Raw genomic sequence first — 20044 nt, forward strand, 5'->3', positions numbered from 1 at the left:
GCCGGCGGGCCGGCGGCCGACGGGTGGCGGGCCTCGACTCGGGGCTACTTCGTCTCTACGTCCCGGCGGCGGAATCCCGCCAGGCCCAGCCACAGCAGCCCCGCCGCCACCGCCGTCAGTACGGCCATCGGCGTCCAGTCCATCTCCGCGGCCGGGAGCTGCGGTACGTGACCCATCGGCGACAGGGCGTCGACCCAGTCGGGGAACTGGAGCAACTGGCCCAGATACCCGGCGACGAACGCGTACACCGGCATGACCCACGCCAGCACGCTCGCCCTGGGGAACCACCCGAAGACCACGGTCGCGACGCCGACCGTCACCCACAGCGCCGGTGCGTAGGCCAGCGCGGCCCCGGTGAGCTTCAGCACCAGGCCGCCGTCCGACGCCGACGCCGCCCCCGCGAGCCCGAAGCCGAGCCCGGCGACGAGCAGCACCGCCGTACCGCCCGCCAGGGCCACGGCCAGATGGGAGCCGACCCAGCGGTCCCGCGAGAGCCCGGTCGCCAGAAGCGGTTCGGCGCGGCCCGCCGTCTCCTCGGAGCGCGGCCGCAGCGCGGCCATCACCACGTACACCGAGGCGACGATCGCGAGCACCACCATGATCATGGCGGCGAAGGACTCCACGACCGTGGCGCCGCCGATCCGCTCCAGCGCCTCCTGGATCTCGTCGATGTCCTTCAGCATGTCCTCGGCGTCACCGAGGATCGAGCCGTACATCGCGCCCATCAGGAACGCGCCGACGCCGAACCCGGTCAGGACGCCCCGGTGCAGCCGCAGCGCCAGGCCGAGCGGCCTGCTCAGCGCGGGCGACGCCACCGGATCGCCGAGCCGCGCGGCGCGCAGCCCCGCGCCCACGTCCCGCCGCGTGGAGAGGCGGAAGCCCACCGCCGCCACGGCCGCCGCGAAGACCAGGCAGAGCGCCAGCGGCCACCACCGGTCGTCCAGGTACGGGTAGCTCCGCTGCACCCAGCCGATCGGCGAGAGCCAGGACAGCGCGCCGCTGCCGCCCGCGTCGCCCTCGCCGCTTCCGCTCCCGCCGCCTTCGCCCGCGTCACCGGCGGCGCGCAGCACGTACGCCGCCCCGATGACGGCGAGCGCCATGCCGGACGCGCCGCGCGTGTGCGCGGTGATCTGCGCCGTCACGGCGGCGACGGCGGCGAAGACGATCCCGGACGCCGCGTACGCGAGCCCGTAGAGCAGCGATCCGCCGAAGCCGACGCCGTCGATGCCGAGACCGGTCAGGCCGAAGGCGAGCAGCAGCGCCAGCGCCAGGTTGGCCAGCACCGCGACGGCCAGCGCGGCGGCCAGGTGCGCGTGCCGCCCGACGACGGTGGACCGCACCAGCTCGGCGCGGCCGGTCTCCTCCTCGCCGCGGGTGTGCCGGGTGATGATCAGGACGCTCATCAGGCCGGTCAGCACGGCCATGGTGCCGAGCATCTGGTGGCTCAGCATCGAGCCGATGGTGTAGTCGTCCAGGTAGTGCCGGGGGCCGTTCAGGGCGAGCCCGGCGGGGGTGTCGGCGGTCTCGGCGGCTTCGGCGCGGTCCTCGGCGGTCGCGTAGAGCGAGGTGAGGCTGTTCGCGGTGGCGAGCGTGCCGAGGAACAGGGCGAGCACCCACACCGGGAGCCGGACGCGGTCGCGGCGCAGGTTGAAGCGGATCAGCGTGCGGGTGCCCGCGAACGCGCTGCCGCGCGCGTCCGCGCCGGTGCGCGGGGGCGTCTTGGCGGCGGTGGCGGCGCTCATCGTCCCGCTCCGTCACCGTGCGTGGAACCGGGCCCGGAGCCGGGCCCGGAGCCGTGCACGTCTCCGCGTGCGTCACCGTTCCCGGCGTCGTGCCCGTTGGCGGCGAGCTCGTCGCCGTAGTGGCGCAGCATCAGCTCCTCAAGCGTGGGCGGGTGGCTGACCAGGCTCCGGACGCCGGACTCGGTGAGCCTGCGCAGTACGCCGTCCAACTCGGCGCCGTCCACGGCGAACCGCACCCGGCCGCCGTCCGCGCTCCGCACCGCGTGCACGCCCGGCATGCTCTCAAGGCCCGTCACCGGGCGCTCGGTCTCCGCCTCGACGGTCGTACGCGTCAGATGGCGCAGCTCGCTCAGCGTGCCGGACTGCACGGTCCTGCCGAGCCGGATGATGCTCACGCGGTCGCAGAGCTTCTCCACCTGCGCCAGGATGTGGCTGGACAGCAGCACCGTCTTGCCCGCGGCCTTCGCCTCGGCGATCACATCCTGGAACACGACCTCCATCAGCGGGTCGAGCCCGGCGGTGGGCTCGTCCAGGAGCAGCAGCTCGGCGTCGGAGGCGAGCGCGGCGACGATCGCGACCTTCTGCCGGTTGCCCTTCGAGTACGTCCGGCCCTTCTTCGTCGGGTCGAGGTCGAAGCGCTCGATGAGCTCGTCCCGCCGCCGCTTGTCGAGCGTGCCGCGCAGCCGTCCCAGTACGTCGATGGCCTCGCCACCGGTGAGGCCGGGCCACAGCTCGACGTCGCCGGGCACGTACGCGAGCCGCCGGTGCAGCGCCACCGCCTCGTGCCAGGGATCGCCGCCGAGCAGCTGCGCGGCGCCGGAGTCGGCCCGCAGCAGGCCGAGCAGGACCCTGATCGTGGTGGACTTCCCGGCGCCGTTGGGCCCCAGGAAGCCGTGCACCTCACCGGTCTCGACTTCCAGGTCGAGGCCGTCCAGCGCGCGGGTCCGGCCGAAGGACTTGTACAGCCCGGACACGGTGATTGCCTTCGTCATGCTCTGGAAGCTACGCTTATTTCACAAATTTGTGAAGTTAAAGAACCGTTAAGAGGGCCGGTTACGATCGACGCGTAGATCACTGAAACGGGGAGAGGCTGTGGCAGGCAACGAGAGCGCACGAGGCGAGCCGGGTGAGCGGGACGGCCGCGACGATCGCGACGGGCGGGACGGCCGCGACGGCCGCGACGAGCGGGCGGTGGCGGCGTTCGTCGAACGCTTCGCCGCGGAGCTGACCGAGGCCGGGATGCCGCGGATGCCGTCACGGGTCTTCGCCTGCCTGCTGACCGAGGAGAGCGGCGTGCTCACCTCCGCCGAGCTTTCCGCGCGGCTGCGGATCAGTGCCGCCGCGGTGTCCGGGGCCGTGCGCTATCTCGCCCAGGTCAACCTGGTCAGCCGCGAGCGCGAACCCGGCTCGCGGCGGGAGCGGTACCGGCTGCACAACCACGTCTGGTTCGAGTCCATGACCCGCCGTGACCAGCTCCTGGACCGCTGGCAGCGGGTGCTGGCCGACGGGGTCCACATCGTCGGCGGCGACACGGACGCGGGGCGGCGGCTGGCGGAGAGCGCGGAGTTCTTCGAGTTCCTCAAGAAGGAGCTGCACGACGTACTTCTGCGCTGGAACGCCCATCTCGCCGCCCGCGCCACGCCGACCTCGCCGTAGCTACTCGGTGCCGTAGGCACTCGGTATCGCGGCTCCCCGACGCCGCGGTTACTCGGTGCGGGGCAGCGTCAGTCCCCAGGCCCCCGGCCGCACCGTCCAGGTGCGCGTCCGCACCGGGCCCGCGACCAGCGCGTCCGCGCGGTAGCGGAAGTCAGGACCCGAGACGGTCACCGCGCGGGCGTGGGCCAGCAGCGGCGTCCCGTCCGCGCCCAGGGACGCGGGCCGCACCTCGACGCGGGCCAGTCCGCCCCGGACCGGGCGTACCGACACCGCCGCCACCGGCTGGTCGAGGTCCACCAGGGTCACGCCGTCCGCCTCGATCCGCAGCCGCCACGGTCCGGCGCCGCCCCCGGCGGCCGACGCCGAGGGCCGCACCAGCGTGCGCACCAGCGACTGGCAGGTACGCAGCAGCGCGCCCGGCGCGGAGCTCCCCGCGCTCCTAGCCCGCGCCCGCACCCGCGCCTGCCCCTTCGCCTCCGCGCCCGGCCCCGGCCGCGGACCCGGCTCCGGCACGCCGCCAGACCCGGAGCCCGCGCCCGGCCCCATCCCGGATCCGGATCCGGATCCGGGATGGGGCCCGGATCCCGGTCCGGACACCGACGCTGGCCCCGAGTCGGAGCCCGAGTCGGAGCCCGGCCCCGAGCCCGGCCCTGGGCCGCGTTCCGACTCGGCGTCCGGCCCGATCCCGGCTCCAGCCCCCGGCCCCAGGCCAAGCCCCAGCCCTAGCCCCAGCCCGGATTCCCGCCCCTGCCCAGGCTCTCGCCCCTGCCCCTGCCCGCCGTCCGATCCCGACGCTCCGGACTCCGCCCCGCCCGCCGGAATCCGCAGCTCCGAGAGCACCACCCCGTCACTGTCGTCCACCAGCAGATCCAGCCACCGCGGCGTCCCGTCCAGCACCGCCCGCGCCGCGGCCACCGCCCCCGCGGGCACGCCGAGGGACTGGGCCAGCGTCGTCGCCGTACCGACCGGCACCAGCGAGAGCACCGACGACGCCAGCTCGCGCTCCCGGTGCAGCCCCGCCACGGCCCGCAGCAGCGCCCGGTCGTCACCCACCACCACGGGACGCCGGGACCCCCGTCTGGCCAGCGCTCGGGTGAATTCCTCGGGACTGTCCGGCAAGCACACCTTGACCCCGTCGGCGCCACCGCCGAGTACGTCCTTGGCGATCCGTACGGACTCGCCGTCGCTGCGCCGGGCACCCGGATCGATCACCACCAGCAGGGATCCTGGGCTTGCTGTGTGCCGCGTGGCGGGCTCTGGAGCCGACACCTCGGTCCTTCCTCGGGTAGCATCTTTGTGCAAGAGCCCCTTGCGCTATTGCGCCAGGGGCTTCGTCTATTCCGGGGCACCGGTCCGACGGGTGCGGCCAACGAGGGTCGCCGGTGTGCGCTGCCGCGCACGCCCCTGACCCTGGACATGCCCCGCCCGGAAGGGGTGTACGCCTGTGCCCGCACTTGTGCTGCTCGGTGCTCAGTGGGGTGACGAGGGCAAGGGAAAGGCCACCGACCTGCTCGGTGGTTCCGTTGACTATGTGGTGCGCTACCAGGGCGGCAACAACGCCGGCCACACGGTTGTCGTAGGCGACCAGAAATACGCGCTGCACCTCCTCCCCTCCGGAATCCTCTCGCCGGGATGTACCCCGGTGATCGGCAACGGCGTGGTCGTCGACCCGGCGGTCCTGCTCTCCGAGCTGAGCGGGCTCAATGACCGCGGCGTGGACACGTCCAAGCTCCTGATCAGCGGTAACGCCCATTTGATCACTCCGTACAACGTCACCGTCGACAAGGTGACGGAACGGTTCCTCGGTAAGCGCAAGATCGGTACCACGGGGCGTGGCATCGGTCCGACCTACGCCGACAAGATCAACCGCACCGGCATCCGGGTCCAGGACCTCTACGACGAGTCGATCCTGGAACAGAAGGTCGAGGCGGCGCTGGAGACCAAGAACCAACTCCTCGCCAAGGTCTTCAACCGGCGTGCGATCGACGCTGGCCAGATCGTCGAAGAGATGCTCACCTACGCCGAGCAGATCAAGCCGTACGTCGCCGACACGACCCTGATTCTGAACAACGCGATCGACGAGGGCAAGGTCGTGCTCTTCGAGGGCGGCCAGGGCACGCTGCTGGACGTGGACCACGGCACGTACCCCTTCGTCACGTCCTCGAACCCGACCTCCGGCGGCGCCTGCACCGGCGCGGGCGTCGGCCCGACGAAGATCAGCCGGGTGATCGGCATCCTCAAGGCCTACACCACGCGTGTCGGCGCGGGCCCGTTCCCGACGGAGCTCTTCGACGAGGACGGCGAGGCGCTGCGCACCATCGGCGGCGAGCGGGGCGTGACCACTGGGCGCGATCGCCGCTGCGGCTGGTTCGACGCGGTCATCGCGCGGTACGCGACCCGCGTCAACGGCCTGACGGACTTCTTCCTCACCAAGCTGGACGTGCTCACCGGCTGGGAGCAGATCCCGGTCTGCGTCGCGTACGAGATCGACGGCAAGCGCGTCGAGGAACTCCCGTACTCGCAGACCGACTTCCACCACGCGAAGCCGGTGTACGAGTACCTCCCCGGCTGGTCCGAGGACATCACCAAGGCGAAGTCCTTCGCCGACCTCCCGAAGAACGCCCAGGCCTATGTGAAGGCCCTGGAGCAGATGTCCGGAGCGCCGATCTCGGCGATCGGCGTCGGCCCCGGCCGCGATGAGACGATCGAGATCAACTCGTTCCTGTAACCGAGCCGTCGGCTTCCGAGTCGATTCCTGTGCCGTGGTCGGCGAGGGCAACCCCCTCAGCGGCCACGGCACAGGCGCATGCGGGCATGAGAACCGCCTGCTTGGGCCGAGGCACCCGCGGGGGTGTACCCAAACTGGACAGCGCGGCTCTGGACGAGGCCCGCCCTGACCGAAGCCCTCGGCGCTGCTCTGGTCACGTCGGACGCCAGGATCAAGCGCAGCGGCGCGGCCCGCTGCCCCGTCGTTCTCTGACCACGCCGCACAGGCGGCCCGCGCCGACTGCGCGGAACAGCCAGCGCACTCGCGCTGATCGCCGAGACCCCGGCCTGGGCCCTCATCCGGTACGGCACATGGGCGTGTGGGCGCGGTCCGCACGGCAGTGGCTACGCTGGGCGGCAGGGAGACGAAGGGGAGGCGGATGGCGGCGAGAAAGCCTCCGACGGAGCGGCAGCGGCGACTCGGCGCGGAGCTGCGCAAGATGCGGGAGCACGTGGGGTTGTCCCTGACGGAAGCCGCCGAGATACATCAGGTCGACAAGTCCGCGGTCAGCAACATCGAGTCCGCGCGGTTCGGAGTCAGCGCCGACCGCGTGCGGGTGTGGGCGGCCAACTACTCCTGTCCGGACAGGGCGTACGTCAACGCGCTCGCCGAGATGGCGAAGGAGCGCGGGACCAACTGGTGGCACGAGTACCGTGACGTGTTGCCCGCGGGGATGCTGGACCTTGCGGAGGTGGAGCATTTTGCTGTCGCCCTACGCACCGCGCAGCTCACGCACATGCCGGGACTCCTCCAGCACGAGGACTACATACGCGCCGTCTTCGCGGAGGCGGTACCGCCGCTGACTGACGAGGACCTGGACCGCAAGGTCGACTTCAGGATCAGGCGCAGTGCTGTCCTGGACCGGGAGGAGCCGCCGACGTGCACGTTCATCATCCACGAGGCCGCGCTGCGCATGCTGTTCGGAGGAGCCGCCGTTACGAAGGCGCAGTTGACGCATCTGCTGTCGCAGTCGGAGCGGGAGCATGTGACCCTGCGCGTGCTGCCATTCGCCGTCGGCGGGTTTCCCAGCGCGGGCAGCTCAACCATGTACGCCCATGGGGCTGTTGAGCAGCTGGACACCGTTCAGTCGGACACGCCTCTCGGGTCCAGGTTTCTGCACGCCGAGACGCACCTGGTGAACTACCGCAGGCTCCTGGACCGGTTGGAGGAGCGCTGCCTGGAGCCAGCGCCTTCGCGGGACCTCATCCGACAAGTGGTCGGACAACTCTGAAAGCGTGAGAAGTATGGATATCCAGTGGCGTAAGTCGTCCTTCTCGGAGGACAACGATGGCAACTGCGTGGAGCTGGCCTTGTGTGGCGCTGCCGTACTGATGCGGGAGAGCGACGACCCCGGAACAGTCATCGAGGCCACTCCGCAGAAGCTGCGCGCCCTGCTCTCGGGTATCAAGTCCGACGCCTTCGGGCATATGCCATCTTCGCGCGAAGCGGGATAAACGTTGTGACGCTAAATGTGTTGTGGCTACAGTCGAAGTGCACACCGTAGTCGGCTGGTTACGCGACAACGAGGGGCCCCGGCGGTGTTGGGAGCACTCCGGGGCCTGGCCAACGCCGGTCCACATCCAGGAGACAGCGTCAGCATGAACCACGCTATCGGGCTCGCCCTGCAACGAACAGCCATCCGCCTCCTCATCCACCTCGCCCCGGCCAGGGGACGCCGCCGCAGCATCCGTACGGCCATGGCCACGGTGACCCCGAGGCCGTCCCGTACCGCGACCGGGCTGCGGCTGCTCGTCCGCCGGATCATCCCGCCGAGCCTGCCCCGCCAGGCGGGCACCCCCGTCACCCCAGCCGGACGGTCGACCCTCGACAGCCCGATCCTCGACGGGCCCAGCCCCCTCGTACGCCCCTACCTCCTCGCCCACGAACAACACGAGCGCCGCACAGCCCTCGCGCTCGCGCTCGACGGCATCGACGTCGGCCCGTGGATCATCCACGGGCACCCCGTCGGAGCCCCCGGCAGGCCGGGGGTCGCATTCTGATGGCAGACTCCCGACCCGCCCGAACCACAGCACAGGGCCCGCGCATCAGCCGCGTACCCGGCAAACCCGTACAGCGTGACGCGGACGGCCGCCTCACCATCCCCCTCTGGCTCCAGCAGGACGGCAGATTCGACACCGACCTCACCCTCCGCCTCACCCCCGCCGAAGCAGAAACCCTCCACGCACAACTCTGCTACGCCCTGGACACCGACCCCGAGCGCGAGCCCATGCCCACGCCACCCGGCGACCCCGCACCGGACTGCCGCAAACCGGTTCGCGGCCCGACCGGAGTGCGCTGGCCGTAGATCCACGAGGCCTGGGGCCACATCCCCAGGCCTCGCCTCGGTCGGTGTTCGGCTCTTGCCCGGTAGGGCGTCAGATGTAATTGAAGAAGCGCGTCCACCACGTGGCCGACTCCTGATAAGAGTTCAGGTTGGTCACGCCGTCATAAGGGCGATGCAGCAGTTCCTCCGGAACGATCACATAGCCGAGTGCGTGCAGCGCGGTCTCCACGCGGGCCCTGTCCCGCTCGGTCAGCGCGCCCTGGGTCACGGCGTCATCGAGGCCCGTGTACGCACCTGGGTGCTTGGCCATGACGACCGCGAGCCGTGCGTAGCAACTGAGCCGTACGGAAATCTGCGTACCTGCCTCAGTAGAGACGCCGGGAACGGCCAGGAGGGCGTGGAAACTAGCGTCCTGAATGGAGTTGTCGAAGTGGCACGAGGTATTGAACTCTTCGTTCAGCCGCGCAACGAGAACGCCTGCACGCCGCTTGGCCTCTGCGTGGTCGTAGCCTTCCGGAAACTCCAAGTGGCTGGGCCCCTCCTCTCGATCTGCTGCCCGTAGGACGGCCTCTATGTCCGCCAGTGCCGAGGGCGTCGTTTCGCTATTCATGCAGGCCTCGTACTCCGTTCCCAGGAACCGGGTTCGGCACCGTAATCTCCGATACCGGAATGATTTCCTCCTGGACCTGCTGTGAGGCCGCTCAGGGGGTCTGCTTGCGGTAGGTGAGGGGGGTGCCGCCGCTGCCTACCAGGGTGCGGACGAGTGTTCCGTCGGGTTGCAGGCGGAGGAGGCTGACCGGGCCTGGCTTGCAGCTATGTGTGGGGCCCTGGGTTACCTGTGAAGGATTCAGGGACAGTTGGCTGCCAGCGCCCGACTGGAGCGACGCCTTCCAGCGGCAGGCGTAGGTCGGGCCGTTCCCCACGAGGCTCATCATGGTCTCGCCCCTGTTGCCTTGACGGAGCGTCAGTACGCGGGTGTTGGTGCCGCCTTGTGCTTGGAAGGTGGCCCGCCATACGCCGAGGAACTTCTTGGGTACGTCGCCCGCGTCGGGGGAGGGGCTGGGCGGAGTGATGGGGCTGAGGGAGTCGGTGGGTGTGGCGAGTTCGTCGGGTGAGGGGCGTGCGTCGGATTTGCCGGGCTCGGCGTCGTTGGTGGGAGTGGTGGTCTCGCTTGGCGCGGCTGTGGGCTGGCGGCCCTCGTCGCCCTTGATCACCGCGTACACCGTGCCTCCCGCTCCCAGTGCGACGACCACCGCCACGGCGAGCAGCGCGGCGGTCATCCGTCCGCCCCGGCGGGGTGGCGGTGGCGGGGCGGGCTCGTAGCGGAGTGTGTGCGGTACCTCGTGCCCCGGTGGGGGTGATGAGGGCGGCGGGGGTGCAACCAGCGTCGGTGCCGTCGCCGTGCTCGGGGGCGGAACCGACGCGGTGGCCGCCTCGGGGCTCGACTGCGGCTGCTGCTCCGGCTGTTGCTCTGGGGGCTGTTTCGGGGGGTGCTGGCCTGGCTCCTCAGGCTGCCCGGCCTGCGGCTGTTCGTCTTCCGGTTCCGGGTGCTCGGCCTCCAGCAGCTCGGCCGCGTGGCGTCCCAGTTGGGCGACGAGCGCGCTCGGCAGCCACGGCTCGCGGGTGCGGCCGTCGGGCAGCGTCGTGTCCGTACCGCCGGTCAGGGCCAGCAGGTCGGTCAGCGAGGGGCGTGCGGAGGGCTTCTTGGCGAGGCAGGCGGTCACCAGGTCCTGGAGGCTCTCCGGAAGCCCGGTGAGGTCGGGCGGCTCCTGGGCGATGCGGAAGAGTTGTACGTGCACGCCGCTGTTGTCCGCACCGAACGGCAGCTTGCCCGTCCCCGCGTACGCCAGCAGGGAGCCCAGGCAGAAGACGTCGCAGGCGGGGGTGACGCGGTCGCCGCGTATCTGCTCGGGGGCCATGAAGCCGGGCGAGCCGATCAGCGCACCGGTGTGGGTGAGACCGCCGGCCGTCGCGGTCTCCAGGGCGCGGGCGATGCCGAAGTCGATGACGCGGGGGCCGTCGATGGTGAGCAGGACGTTCGACGGCTTGAGGTCGCGGTGGACCAGGCCCGCCGCGTGGATGTCCGTAAGGGCCCGGACGAGACCGGCGGCGAGGGCGTGTACGGAGCGCTCGGGCAGCGGGCCGTATCCGCGCGCGACGACGGAGTGCAGGGAAGGGCCCGCGACATAGCCGGTCGCCACCCAGGGGACCTCGGCCTCGGTGTCCGCGTCGAGCACCGGCGCGGTCCACGCGCCGCCCACCCGCCGCGCCGCCGCGACCTCCTGCCGGAAGCGCTCCCGGAACTCCTCGCGCCCGGCGAGCTCGGAGTGCACGACTTTGAGCGCGACGGTACGCCCGCGCTCCGAACGGGCCAGATACACCTGCCCCATGCCGCCCGCGCCGAGTCGGCCGAGCAGGCGGTACGCCCCGATGGTCCGCGGGTCGCCAGAGCTCAGCTTGTCCATGGTGAATGTTCCTCCCCCGTACAGCCCCAGTGGGTCGAGGATAGTGCGGGGGAGCGCGGGGCTCCGCTACCGTTCGATAACGGCTCCGCTCGACAGCGGCTGTCGTTCGCTGAGGGCCGCCGCGCCCGGTGCGGTGATCGTTATCGCATCGCGTCCGGCCCGGACGCCGTGCCAGGGCTCGGCTCGGATGCCGCGCCAGGGCTCGGCTCGGACGTCATACCAGGGCCCGGCTCGGGCGACGCGCCGGACCCAGGTCCGGCCGCCGCGTCCAGCGCGTGGGACAGGCGCTCCAGGACCCGTACCGTCTCCGCGAACTCCGCCGCCCCCAGCTCCGCCGCCAGCCGCCGTGCCAGCTCCGCGTGGCCGGGCTCGATCCGGGCGATCGCGTCCCGGCCCGCGTCCGTCGGGGTGAGGAGCTTGGCGCGGCGGTGCGCCGGGTTGGGGACGTACTCCGCCAGCTCGTCGCCGACCAGCCGGTCGGCGATCCGCTGCACGCTCTGCCGGGTGATGCCCATCGCGCGGGCGATCCCCGCGACGGTCAGCGGCTCGCGCAGCACCGCGCCGAGCACCTGCCACCACGCCGCGGTCAGTCCCGCGGGCCGCGCCAGTCGCTCGGACACGGCCAGGAACTGGCCGTTCAGCCGGAAGACGCCGAGCGCCGTCCGGCTGAGGGCCTCGGTCTCCCTCACAAGGCCGCGCCCCCTGCCTGGGTTGCCTGGGCCGCGTCCTCTGCCTGTGCCGCCTGTGCCGCCTGTGCCGCCGCGAGGATCTCGTACGCCGCCGCGTCCGAGTCGTGGAACAGCCGGTACCAGGCGTCCAGCACCTCGCCCTCGTACACCCCGAGCCGCGCCAGGATCTCGCGGGCGAACGCGACCGGCTCGGTCGCGCCCGCCGTGATCAGGTCGCCGTCCGTCACCGCGTCCGCCTCGACGTAGTTCTCGCCGCCCTTGTATCCGGTGGCCGTCAGATAGAAGGAGACGTTGCTGGTGTGCTTCCGGTCGTCGAGCAGCCCCTCGCGGGCCAGTCCCGCGGTGGCGCCGCAGATCGCGGCGACCGGTACGCCCGCGTCCAGGAACGCGCGGGCCCGCCGGGCGAAGGGGGCCAGCTCGTCGCCGCCGTCCCAGAGTTCGGCGCCGGTCAGCAGGAGCAGCGCGGCGCCGTCGGCGCGTACGTCGTCGAGCGTGAGGTCGGGCTGGATGCGCAGGCCGCCGATGGTGGTCACCGGGTCGAGGGTCAGGCCCACCGTGCGGATCTCGTAGCCGTTGCGGGCGAGTTCGGCCATGGCGTGCCCGGACTCCCAGTCGGCGTAGGTGGGGTAGAGAGCCGCGTACACGAGCTTGCGGTCATTGCCGGTCATGACTCTGCCTCGCTGTCTCTCGCCGTCTATCTGTTATGACAGCATGCTGCCTAATTGGTAGCGTGCTGTCAAGAGTCGCGTCGATCGACACACTGTCGGCGGCGGGCCCGCCAGGGCAGACAGGCCGCCGATGGTTTGTCCGTATCTCGGACGCTTACGCTCGGCTGCATGACCCCTCATCTCGTTCCCGCCGACCCCGCGAAGGGCGCGGCCGTCAAGGCCGCCGACCGCGCGCATGTCTTCCACTCCTGGTCCGCGCAGGAGCTGATCGATCCGCTTGCCGTGGCCGGAGCCGAAGGCGTGCACTTCTGGGATTACGAGGGCAACCGCTACCTCGACTTCACCAGCGGCCTCGTCTACACCAACATCGGCTATCAGCACCCCAAGGTCGTCGCCGCCGTGCAGGAGCAGGCCGCGAAGATGACCACCTTCGCGCCCGCCTTCGCCATCGACGTACGCTCCGAGGCCGCACGCCTCATCGCCGAGCGGACCCCCGGCGACCTGGACAAGATCTTCTTCACCAACGGCGGCGCCGAGGCCGTCGAGAACGCCGCGCGGATGGCCCGGCTGCACACCGGCCGCCCCAAGATCCTCAGCGCCTTCCGCTCCTACCACGGCGCGACGTCGGCCGCGATCAACCTCACCGGCGACCCGCGCCGCTGGGCCTCCGACACCGGCTCGTCCGGCGTGGTCCGGTTCTGGGCGCCGTTCCTGTACCGCTCGGCCTTCTACGCGACCACCGAGGCCGAGGAGTGCGCGCGGGCGCTCGCCCACCTTGAGGACATCATCGCCTTCGAGGGCCCCGCGTCGTTCGCCGCGATCATCCTGGAGACCGTGCCGGGCACGGCCGGGATCATGGTCCCGCCGCCGGGCTATCTGGCCGGAGTGCGGGAGATCTGCGACCGGTACGGGATCCTCCTCATCCTGGACGAGGTGATGGCGGGCTTCGGGCGCACCGGCGAGTGGTTCGCCGCCGACCACTTCGACGTGGTCCCCGACCTGCTCACCTTCGCCAAGGGCGTCAACTCCGGGTACGTCCCGCTGGGCGGCGTGGCGATCTCGTCCGCCGTCGCCGAGACCTTCGCCAGGAAGCCGTACCCCGGCGGGCTCACGTACTCGGGGCACCCGCTCGCCTGCGCGGCCGCGGTCGCCACGATCAACGCGATGGAGGAGGAGGGCGTCGTCGCGCACGCCGCGCGCATCGGCGCCGACGTCATCGGCCCCGGCCTGCGCGAGATCGCCGCGCGTCACCCGTCGGTGGGCGAGGTGCGCGGCCTCGGCGCCTTCTGGGCCCTGGAGCTGGTACGCGACCGGGAGACCCGCGAGCCCCTGGTCCCGTACAACGCGACGGGCGAGGCCAACGCCCCCATGGCGGCCTTCGCGGCGGCCTGCAAGCGCGGCGGCCTGTGGCCCTTCGTGAACATGAACCGCACGCATGTGGTCCCCGCCTGCACCATCACCGAGGCGGAGGCGAAGGAGGGCCTGCACCTGCTGGACGAGGCGCTGTCGGCAGCAGACGAGCACACGGTGTGACGGCGGTGTGACCTCGGTGTGACTACGGGGCCGGGGCGGGGGCCGGGGCGGGGCCGGAGCCGGGGGCCGGAGTCGGGGAGCGGCCCCGGCTCCGCGCCCGCCGCCACCCCGTAGGCTGGCCGGACCGGCCACCCACAGGGGCAGACGGCGAGAGAGGGCACCATGCACGGCACCGGCCGAGGCACCAGCGCGGGCACAGGTACAGCACGTACGAGTACGGGCGCGGCACGTACAGGTACGGCCCGTACAGGCACAGCTACAGGCACAGCCCGTACGGGCACGGGCACAGGCACGGGCGCGCGCACCGTCGCGAACGCCGTCGCCGTCACCCGCAGCACCCTGCGCCAGCAGCTCGCCGACGCCCTGCGCGACGAGATCCTCGCCGCGCGCCTCAGCCCCGGCCAGGAGTTCACGGTCAAGGAGATCGCCGAGCAGTACGGCGTCTCCGCGACCCCCGTACGCGAGGCCCTGGTCGACCTCTCCGCGCAGGGCATGCTCGACTCGGTACAGCACCGCGGCTTCCGCGTGCACGAGTACACCGTCGACGACTTCCGCGGCATGGTCGAGGCCCGTCGGCTCGTCGCCGAGGCGATCTTCCAAGGCATCGCCGAACGCGGCCTGCACACCATCGGGGACCAGCTCGCCTCCGTGCGCCGCCGGGCCGGGGAGGCCCAGCGCGCGGCCACGGTCGGCGACCTGGACGTCCTGGTCGGCTACGACCTCAGCTTCTGGCGCGAGTTGAGCTCCCTCTTCGGCAACCCCTATCTGACCGACTTCCTGCAACGGCTGCGCATCCAGGCGTGGGCGTTCGCCGTCCCCCACCTGCGCCGCGCCCCCGACCTCACCGGCCGCCTCTGGAGCGGTCACACCGAACTGGTCGACGCCGTGCTCCGCCGCGACGCCGCCACCGCGTCCGCTCTGGTCACCGCGTACAACGACCACGCGCTCGCGCTGGCCGAGAAGCTGTCCGCCTGACCGTCCACGCGGGACGCGCGCCTCACCCGTGATCCAATGAGGCCGTATACCGAGGTCGTATGCCTGAGCCGTATACCGGGGCCGTATACCGGGGCCGTATACCGGGGCCGCGTACGAGGTCGTATACCTCTGCCCTGACCACGCAGACAGAAGGCGACCGCCGTGAGTTCCGACGTACCCTGGCCCGCTGGCCAACGAGCGCCGCATGCCCCTGAACCGGACTGGCGGGAGGGCTGGGCGGCGCCCCCGTCTCCGCTTCCGCCCCCGCCTCCGCCTCCGCCGCCTGGGATGCCTCCACCGCCTGGGATGCCTCCGTATATACCCCCGCCCCGGACCGGACCGGTCCGCGCGCCGTCCGGTTCCCGCTACCACGAGCAAGCGCGCAACGGCCACGGCGGCAGGCTGGTCTGGCTGGGCGAACTCCTGGTGGTCCTAGTCCTGTTCGTGGCCGGCGCGCTGGTCGTCTTCGGCGTCGGCAGCGTCCTGGCGGCCGTGCTGGACGCGGAGGCCGCGGCGGGGAGCGACGAGGTCTTCGCGGACCCGCTCGCGGAAGTCGCGTTCGGTCTCGCCGCTATCGCGGTCGGCGTGCCCGCGGTCCTGCTCGGTCTGCGTCTGGTGGGCAACCGCCCGGCCGGTACGGTCTCTTCGGTCACCGGTCGGCTGCGCTGGGGCTGGCTGGGCCGTTGCGCTCTGGTGGCCTTCCCGTTGATCGCCCTACAGCTCGGCCTGCTGATCGCGTGGACCTGGAACGCCGAACCGGCCGCCGAGTCACCGGCCGCCGAGTCGGGGCAGGGCTTCCCCGGCTGGTCCGCCTTCGCGCTGAGCCTGGCCGTGCTGTGCGCCCTGGTGCCCGTCCAGGCTGCCGCTGAGGAGTACGTGTTCCGGGGCTGGCTGGTCCAGGTGACCGGCCGATTCCTGCGGTCCCCGTGGCCCGGCATCGCGGTGGCCTCGCTGCTGTTCGCCGTGGCCCACGGGTTCGGGGAGCTCTCCGGCTTCGCCCTGCTCTTCTACTCCGCGCTGTGGTGGGGCTGGCTGGTGATCCGTACCGGCGGCCTGGAGGCGGTGATCGCCCTGCACACCGCCAACAACCTGGTGGCCTTCACCCTGGCGGCCGGGTTCGGCGAACTGTCCAGCGACGCGACCGCCGCCGACGCGCCCTGGCAGGCCCTGGTCCTGGAACTGGTCTTCGCCCCGCTCTACTGCCTGCTGGCGGCCCGCCTCGCGGACCGCCGCGGCATCGCCTGGCGCAGCGCCTGGTGAGCGGACGGTGCACAGGGGCAGATGAGAGAGGGGAGCGCGGACTACCCTGCACACACAGCTTGTTGCGCTCTGCTTGTCACGCTCTGCTCGTTGTGTTCCGCTCGTCGCGTTCCGCGTCAGCCGAAGTGAGGAGTTCTCTTGGCCTGTGACCTGTGGCTCGTTCCCCTGGTCGATGTGCTCTGCCATAGCGCGGACAACCCCTTCGCCGAAGAACTCGCGCTCTACGACAGGGCGCTGGGCGACGCCGGTCTGCCCCCGGTCCCCGTCTACGCGTACATGCCCGGCCTCTCCGGGGACGTCGCCCCAGTCGCGGGCTTCGACTACGACGCGCTGCACTTCCTGCGCCGTGCGTACCTCCTCCAGATCTGCGGCCTGCCCGTCACTCCCGTAGACGAACTCGGCGGCGACTACGAACAACTCCTGGAGATGTTCGAGGCCACCGCCCAGCAGTCCCACCTGGTCTGGCACTACGACCACGCGGGCGCGTATGTCCCGGTCGAGTTCCCGCATCCGCTCGCCAACGACGAACTCCTCGCGGGCGGCGGCCCGCTGGGCTCCTCGCACACGCTCCTGCGCGAGCTGGAGTACGTGGCCCCCGCGCTCGGCATCGACCCGGCCAGCCCCCCGGCCGCGCCGGTGGCCCCCGCCGGTCCCACCGCCCTGGAGGAGCCAGCGGCCCCCGTCCCGCTGGACGACGACCCCTTCGCCCGCGAACGCCACGTGTGGCTGGGCCTGCACGCGGCGGCGACCCGCAGCCTGGCCCAGGGGTCGATGGTCGTCTTCAGCTGACCCGCTGGCGACCGGGCTGGGCTGGGGGCGGGGTCAGTCGACCTTGGGGCCGGAGATGTAGTCGCCGTTCTCGTCGAAGGGCCAGGCGTTGGCGACGCAGCCGTGCAGGCCCTTGATCTGCTGCATCATCGCGGGCGCGGGGCGTCCGGGACCGGCGCAGGTCAGGTGGCCGTGCCCGAGGCGGTGACCCACCTCGTGGTTGATGATCAGCGCGCGGTACTCGGAGAGCGGCCCGTCGAACTGGGGCGAGCCCAGCAGCCAGCGCTTGAGGTTGACGACGACCGAGGTGCCGACCCGGCAGTTGACCTCGCCGTGGGTGTCGAGTCCGTACTCTCCGCAGAGGCGGTCCACCGTGGCGGGCGTGGCGATCTTGACCTGGAAGTCGGTGGGGCCGGAGGTGACCAGCTGGAAGGCGCGGGTGCCCTTGGCGGCCCAGCCGCGGGGGTCCGCGAGTACGGCGGCGACCTCGCGCGCGGCCTCGTCGGGCAGTAGCAGGGTGCCGTCCTCGACGTCGACGCGGTAGCGCCAGATCCTGCCGTCTCCGGCGGTGGCGCCGGCGGCGGAGCCGGTGGTGAACGTGCCGCGGCCGGTGGCGGGCACCGAGGGCGTGGCCCTGGCCGGGCCGGTCGGCGTCGGCGCGGACGGGGGCCTGGTGCGAGCGCCGGACCGGGAACTGGACTCGGTGCCGGTGCCGGTGCCGGTGCCGATGCCGGTTCCGGCGCTGGGTCCCGTGCCGGGCTCGGACTGTGGCGGCGGCTCCTCTTCCGGTGTCGCGGCCGGGGCTGACTTCAACGGCGCCGGGGCCGCCATCCGCTGGCCGGTGCCGGTTCCGGTGGGGTCGGGGATCAGCAGGACGGGCAGCAGGCTGAAGCCGCCCACCGCGAGGCCGGTCGTCAGGACCCGGCCGGGGCGTATTCGGGGCGCGCCTCGGCGCCGCCCACCGTGCGCTCGCTGTGCTCGTCGAGGCCGCGCGGCTCGTCGCGCGCCGGTCACGACTCAGTGGCGGGTGTGGGCGTCATGGTCAGCAACAGGTCCCCCCTCATCGAACAAAACTATCCCCCGAGTAAACAAATATCCCCGAGACAGTCTATGACCGCCAGGGGACCAGCCCTCGCGGCGGCCGGGGGGGGCGAGCCCGCGCGGCCGCCACCGGCCACCGGTAGAGCCCCGTCACGGCCGCGACGGGGCTCTACCGGTTCGGTCAGCTGTCGGTCCACCAGTAGCGCTTCTTGCCGTCGGCGTGGTTACGGTTCGACTTGTTGCCGATGTCGGCGCACCAGACCTTGCCTTTGGTCTTGGCACAGGCCCGCACATACCGGTTCTTCACGTCGCCGCTGCTGTGGAGGATCTTCTTACTGGTGAGGGTCCCCGTGCCGCTGCTCTTCTTGGTCACGTGGCCGCAGCTCTTCCAGGTCCGCCCCTTCGTGTGGCTGACGGTGATCCAGACCTTGTCGCCCTTCTTGGCCTTGGTCAGTCGGCCAGCGGAGCGGTCATCATGACGGCGGCGGTGGCGGCCACGGCCGCCGTCGCGATGGACATCCGGTGTTTCATGTGTCCCCCGTCCCCCTGTGCGCTGTTCCTGTCGCGTACCGGGCGCACCCCGCCGGTGCGCCCTGGGTTAAAGGAAAGCAGCCCGCGACGACAGAACGTAAGGGCGCATTGCGGAGCGTGACGGCCGAGTCGCGCGCCGGGCACCCCGTCAGGGCGCCCCACCCACACCGCGCGCCCCAACCACCCGCCCCCGCGCCCCCCCCGGAACGCGAGCGGCGCGGGGAGGCGCGGCACCCCGTCTCAGCGCGGCTCCGGTGGGCGTTGGCGTGGCATGTTCGGGCGGGTGCCCGGTGGGAGGGGGAGGCGTCCGGGGGCGGGGGGCTCGGGGCGGGGAGCGCCGGAGCCTGCGGACTGCATGACCAGCGGGGCCGGGCCGGAGCGGAACTCCACCATCCAGTCCGCGGTCTCGGAGCGCACCAGTTCGGTCACGTCCTCAGAGAAGCGGCGCAGCACCCCGAGGCACCGCTCGGCGGCCTCGCTCGCCGTGCCGTCCGTCGGGCCGAGCACCTCGCGCACGTTCTCCGACGCCCAGTCGAACTGGAGGATCTGGAGCCGCCGCTGTACCGCCTGGGCCGTCGCCACATCCCTTATCCACCCGGAGGTGAGCCCGAAGTACCGGTCACACGCCATGCAGGCGACCGCGAGCAGCAGGGACAGATAGCCCCAGGCCGCCGCGCCGCCCACCGCCCCGGTCAGGTCGAGCAGCGGCAGCGCGGCCCCGGCGACCGCGCCGAGCGCCGTTCCGGCGCGGAGTGACCGCGCGCCGCGGCGCTTCCAGGCGCGGTCGTGGAGGTACCACCGCGCGGTGCGCAGCGCGCCCGCCTCCACCCAGCGGTAGAGCTCGTCCAGGCGCTCGGCGGGCTCGCCCCAGTCGCCGAGGGGGAACGGCCGTCCGGTGAGGTCGGTGGACCGTGCCGCCCTCAGCGCCGCGTCGTCGCCTTCGCCCCCGCCCTGCCCGCCCGGAGGCGGCACCTCGGGCTGCATCTCCGGCTGGCTCACCCGGCACTCCCTCGACTGGTACGGACTGGTACGGACTGGTAGGTACGGCTGGTACGGCTGGTGTGGGCTGGACTGGCACGAACTGGGCAGCATCTTCCTACCGCCCAATGGGTGGCCATGAGCCCGGTTTCGCGGCCTTTACCCCCGGAAGTGGCCCTTGATCAGGTATAGGGCACCGGTGTAACTCACTCGAAAGAGTGCTGGGGCGCACGGCCCCCTGAACACGTAGGCTCGAGTCGTCAGAGACATCGGAGACCAGGAAGACCAGGAGCTGATCGTGATTCCCGGTGGTGGCCAGCCCAACATGCAGCAGCTGCTCCAGCAGGCCCAGCAGATGCAACAGGACCTCGCGCGGGCCCAGGAGGAACTGGCGCAGACCGAGGTCGACGGCCAGTCGGGCGGCGGCCTGGTGAAGGCCACGGTCACTGGCTCGGGCGAGCTGCGCGGCCTGGTGATCGACCCCAAGGCGGTGGACCCCGAGGACACCGAGACCCTGGCGGACCTGGTGGTCGCCGCGGTCCAGGCGGCGAACGAGAACGCGCAGGCGCTTCAGCAGCAGAAGCTCGGCCCGCTCGCCCAGGGTCTGGGCGGCGGCGGTGGCATTCCGGGTCTGCCGTTCTGATTCGCCTCTGATTCGCCGGACCGGTGTCTTCAGCAGATCCGGGT

General features: G+C 71.8%; 21 protein-coding genes. 11 read left to right on the forward strand and 10 right to left on the reverse strand.

The annotated features are described in order from the left end of the window. Positions 1–44 precede the first annotated feature (44 nt). Positions 45–1742, reverse strand: coding sequence for an ABC transporter permease (locus ACX6XY_RS04370; protein WP_460326541.1), 1698 nt, complete (start codon positions 1740–1742; stop codon positions 45–47). Next, positions 1739–2734 (reverse strand): ABC transporter ATP-binding protein, encoded by a 996-nt coding sequence (locus tag ACX6XY_RS04375; RefSeq protein WP_460326543.1) that lies wholly within the window; start codon positions 2732–2734, stop codon positions 1739–1741. Before ACX6XY_RS04375 ends, ACX6XY_RS04370 begins: the two co-directional genes overlap by 4 nt. A 100-nt stretch (positions 2735–2834) precedes the next feature. On the opposite strand from ACX6XY_RS04375, the gene ACX6XY_RS04380 reads away from it, so the two are divergent. Next, positions 2835–3398 carry a GbsR/MarR family transcriptional regulator gene (locus tag ACX6XY_RS04380; RefSeq protein WP_460326545.1) on the forward strand — a complete coding sequence of 188 codons (564 nt, stop codon included), beginning with the start codon at positions 2835–2837 and terminating at the stop codon, positions 3396–3398. Between the two features lie 48 nt (positions 3399–3446). Here ACX6XY_RS04380 and ACX6XY_RS04385 read toward each other — a convergent pair whose 3' ends face one another. Then, positions 3447–4667: a diacylglycerol kinase gene (locus tag ACX6XY_RS04385; protein ID WP_460326546.1), complete on the reverse strand. Its 1221-nt coding sequence runs from the start codon at positions 4665–4667 to the stop codon at positions 3447–3449. A 175-nt stretch (positions 4668–4842) separates the two neighbouring features. Between ACX6XY_RS04385 and ACX6XY_RS04390 the strand changes: the two genes are divergently transcribed. The 5 genes from ACX6XY_RS04390 (at position 4843) to ACX6XY_RS04410 (ending at position 8470) form a co-directional block, all read left to right on the forward strand. After that, the gene (locus ACX6XY_RS04390) at positions 4843–6126 is read left to right on the forward strand and encodes an adenylosuccinate synthase (RefSeq protein WP_460326547.1); all 1284 of its coding nucleotides are present in this window, start codon (positions 4843–4845) and stop codon (positions 6124–6126) included. Between the two features lie 418 nt (positions 6127–6544). Next, complete coding sequence (locus tag ACX6XY_RS04395) at positions 6545–7396, forward strand: Scr1 family TA system antitoxin-like transcriptional regulator (RefSeq protein ID WP_460326549.1); 852 nt, start codon at positions 6545–6547, stop codon at positions 7394–7396. A 13-nt stretch (positions 7397–7409) separates the two neighbouring features. Next, positions 7410–7619, forward strand: a complete 210-nt coding sequence (locus tag ACX6XY_RS04400) for a DUF397 domain-containing protein (RefSeq protein WP_460326776.1) — start codon at positions 7410–7412, stop codon at positions 7617–7619. Between the two features lie 144 nt (positions 7620–7763). Further along, positions 7764–8165, forward strand: a complete 402-nt coding sequence (locus ACX6XY_RS04405; RefSeq protein ID WP_460326551.1) for a hypothetical protein — start codon at positions 7764–7766, stop codon at positions 8163–8165. Next, complete coding sequence (locus tag ACX6XY_RS04410) at positions 8165–8470, forward strand: hypothetical protein (RefSeq protein WP_460326553.1); 306 nt, start codon at positions 8165–8167, stop codon at positions 8468–8470. Before ACX6XY_RS04405 ends, ACX6XY_RS04410 begins: the two co-directional genes overlap by 1 nt. Before the next feature lie 70 nt (positions 8471–8540). On the opposite strand, the gene ACX6XY_RS04415 is transcribed toward ACX6XY_RS04410, so the two are convergent. From ACX6XY_RS04415 to ACX6XY_RS04430, 4 genes are all read right to left on the reverse strand, one after another. Next, entirely contained in the window at positions 8541–8975 is a 435-nt protein-coding gene (locus ACX6XY_RS04415; protein ID WP_460326555.1) for a hypothetical protein, read from the reverse strand. A gap of 175 nt (positions 8976–9150) precedes the next feature. Further along, positions 9151–10914: a serine/threonine-protein kinase gene (locus ACX6XY_RS04420; protein WP_460326557.1), complete on the reverse strand. Its 1764-nt coding sequence runs from the start codon at positions 10912–10914 to the stop codon at positions 9151–9153. Positions 10915–11054: 140 nt separating this feature from the next. Beyond that, positions 11055–11603, reverse strand: a complete 549-nt coding sequence (locus ACX6XY_RS04425; RefSeq protein WP_460326559.1) for a MarR family winged helix-turn-helix transcriptional regulator — start codon at positions 11601–11603, stop codon at positions 11055–11057. Next, complete coding sequence (locus tag ACX6XY_RS04430; protein ID WP_460326561.1) at positions 11600–12271, reverse strand: type 1 glutamine amidotransferase family protein; 672 nt, start codon at positions 12269–12271, stop codon at positions 11600–11602. Before ACX6XY_RS04430 ends, ACX6XY_RS04425 begins: the two co-directional genes overlap by 4 nt. 168 nt (positions 12272–12439) lie before the next feature. Here ACX6XY_RS04430 and ACX6XY_RS04435 point away from each other — a divergent pair, with 168 nt between their 5' ends. From ACX6XY_RS04435 to ACX6XY_RS04450, 4 genes are all read left to right on the forward strand, one after another. After that, positions 12440–13804, forward strand: coding sequence for an aminotransferase class III-fold pyridoxal phosphate-dependent enzyme (locus tag ACX6XY_RS04435; RefSeq protein ID WP_460326563.1), 1365 nt, complete (start codon positions 12440–12442; stop codon positions 13802–13804). A gap of 162 nt (positions 13805–13966) precedes the next feature. After that, positions 13967–14779: a GntR family transcriptional regulator gene (locus tag ACX6XY_RS04440; protein ID WP_460326565.1), complete on the forward strand. Its 813-nt coding sequence runs from the start codon at positions 13967–13969 to the stop codon at positions 14777–14779. 306 nt (positions 14780–15085) lie between these two features. Next, a complete protein-coding gene (locus ACX6XY_RS04445) occupies positions 15086–16039 on the forward strand; it encodes a lysostaphin resistance A-like protein (RefSeq protein ID WP_460326567.1) in 954 nt (317 codons plus the stop codon). 138 nt (positions 16040–16177) lie between these two features. After that, complete coding sequence (locus tag ACX6XY_RS04450; protein ID WP_460326568.1) at positions 16178–16828, forward strand: hypothetical protein; 651 nt, start codon at positions 16178–16180, stop codon at positions 16826–16828. Positions 16829–16861: 33 nt separating this feature from the next. Here ACX6XY_RS04450 and ACX6XY_RS04455 read toward each other — a convergent pair whose 3' ends face one another. From ACX6XY_RS04455 to ACX6XY_RS04465, 3 genes are all read right to left on the reverse strand, one after another. Beyond that, a complete protein-coding gene (locus ACX6XY_RS04455; RefSeq protein ID WP_460326570.1) occupies positions 16862–17707 on the reverse strand; it encodes a DUF3152 domain-containing protein in 846 nt (281 codons plus the stop codon). A gap of 322 nt (positions 17708–18029) precedes the next feature. After that, on the reverse strand, positions 18030–18221 hold the full coding sequence (locus ACX6XY_RS04460) for a hypothetical protein (protein ID WP_460326572.1): 192 nt from the start codon (positions 18219–18221) through the stop codon (positions 18030–18032). 398 nt (positions 18222–18619) lie between these two features. Further along, a complete protein-coding gene (locus tag ACX6XY_RS04465; protein WP_460326574.1) occupies positions 18620–19378 on the reverse strand; it encodes an SLATT domain-containing protein in 759 nt (252 codons plus the stop codon). 277 nt (positions 19379–19655) lie between these two features. On the opposite strand from ACX6XY_RS04465, the gene ACX6XY_RS04470 reads away from it, so the two are divergent. After that, positions 19656–20000 carry a YbaB/EbfC family nucleoid-associated protein gene (locus ACX6XY_RS04470; protein WP_460326576.1) on the forward strand — a complete coding sequence of 115 codons (345 nt, stop codon included), beginning with the start codon at positions 19656–19658 and terminating at the stop codon, positions 19998–20000. Positions 20001–20044: the final 44 nt, after the last annotated feature.

It is taken from the genome of Streptomyces sp. O3 (assembly GCF_054788135.1).

What these genes read in the sequence shown, in the direction of transcription:
- ACX6XY_RS04405 (WP_460326551.1), top strand. Translation starts at nt 7,764, where the DNA reads ATGAACCACGCTATCGGGCTCGCCCTGCAACGAACAGCCATCCGCCTC.
- ACX6XY_RS04420 (WP_460326557.1), bottom strand. Translation starts at nt 10,914, where the DNA reads ATGGACAAGCTGAGCTCTGGCGACCCGCGGACCATCGGGGCGTACCGC.
- ACX6XY_RS04440 (WP_460326565.1), top strand. Translation starts at nt 13,967, where the DNA reads ATGCACGGCACCGGCCGAGGCACCAGCGCGGGCACAGGTACAGCACGT.
- ACX6XY_RS04395 (WP_460326549.1), top strand. Translation starts at nt 6,545, where the DNA reads ATGGCGGCGAGAAAGCCTCCGACGGAGCGGCAGCGGCGACTCGGCGCG.
- ACX6XY_RS04435 (WP_460326563.1), top strand. Translation starts at nt 12,440, where the DNA reads ATGACCCCTCATCTCGTTCCCGCCGACCCCGCGAAGGGCGCGGCCGTC.
- ACX6XY_RS04370 (WP_460326541.1), bottom strand. Translation starts at nt 1,742, where the DNA reads ATGAGCGCCGCCACCGCCGCCAAGACGCCCCCGCGCACCGGCGCGGAC.
- ACX6XY_RS04400 (WP_460326776.1), top strand. Translation starts at nt 7,410, where the DNA reads ATGGATATCCAGTGGCGTAAGTCGTCCTTCTCGGAGGACAACGATGGC.
- ACX6XY_RS04430 (WP_460326561.1), bottom strand. Translation starts at nt 12,271, where the DNA reads ATGACCGGCAATGACCGCAAGCTCGTGTACGCGGCTCTCTACCCCACC.
- ACX6XY_RS04375 (WP_460326543.1), bottom strand. Translation starts at nt 2,734, where the DNA reads ATGACGAAGGCAATCACCGTGTCCGGGCTGTACAAGTCCTTCGGCCGG.
- ACX6XY_RS04410 (WP_460326553.1), top strand. Translation starts at nt 8,165, where the DNA reads ATGGCAGACTCCCGACCCGCCCGAACCACAGCACAGGGCCCGCGCATC.
- ACX6XY_RS04445 (WP_460326567.1), top strand. Translation starts at nt 15,086, where the DNA reads ATGCCTCCGTATATACCCCCGCCCCGGACCGGACCGGTCCGCGCGCCG.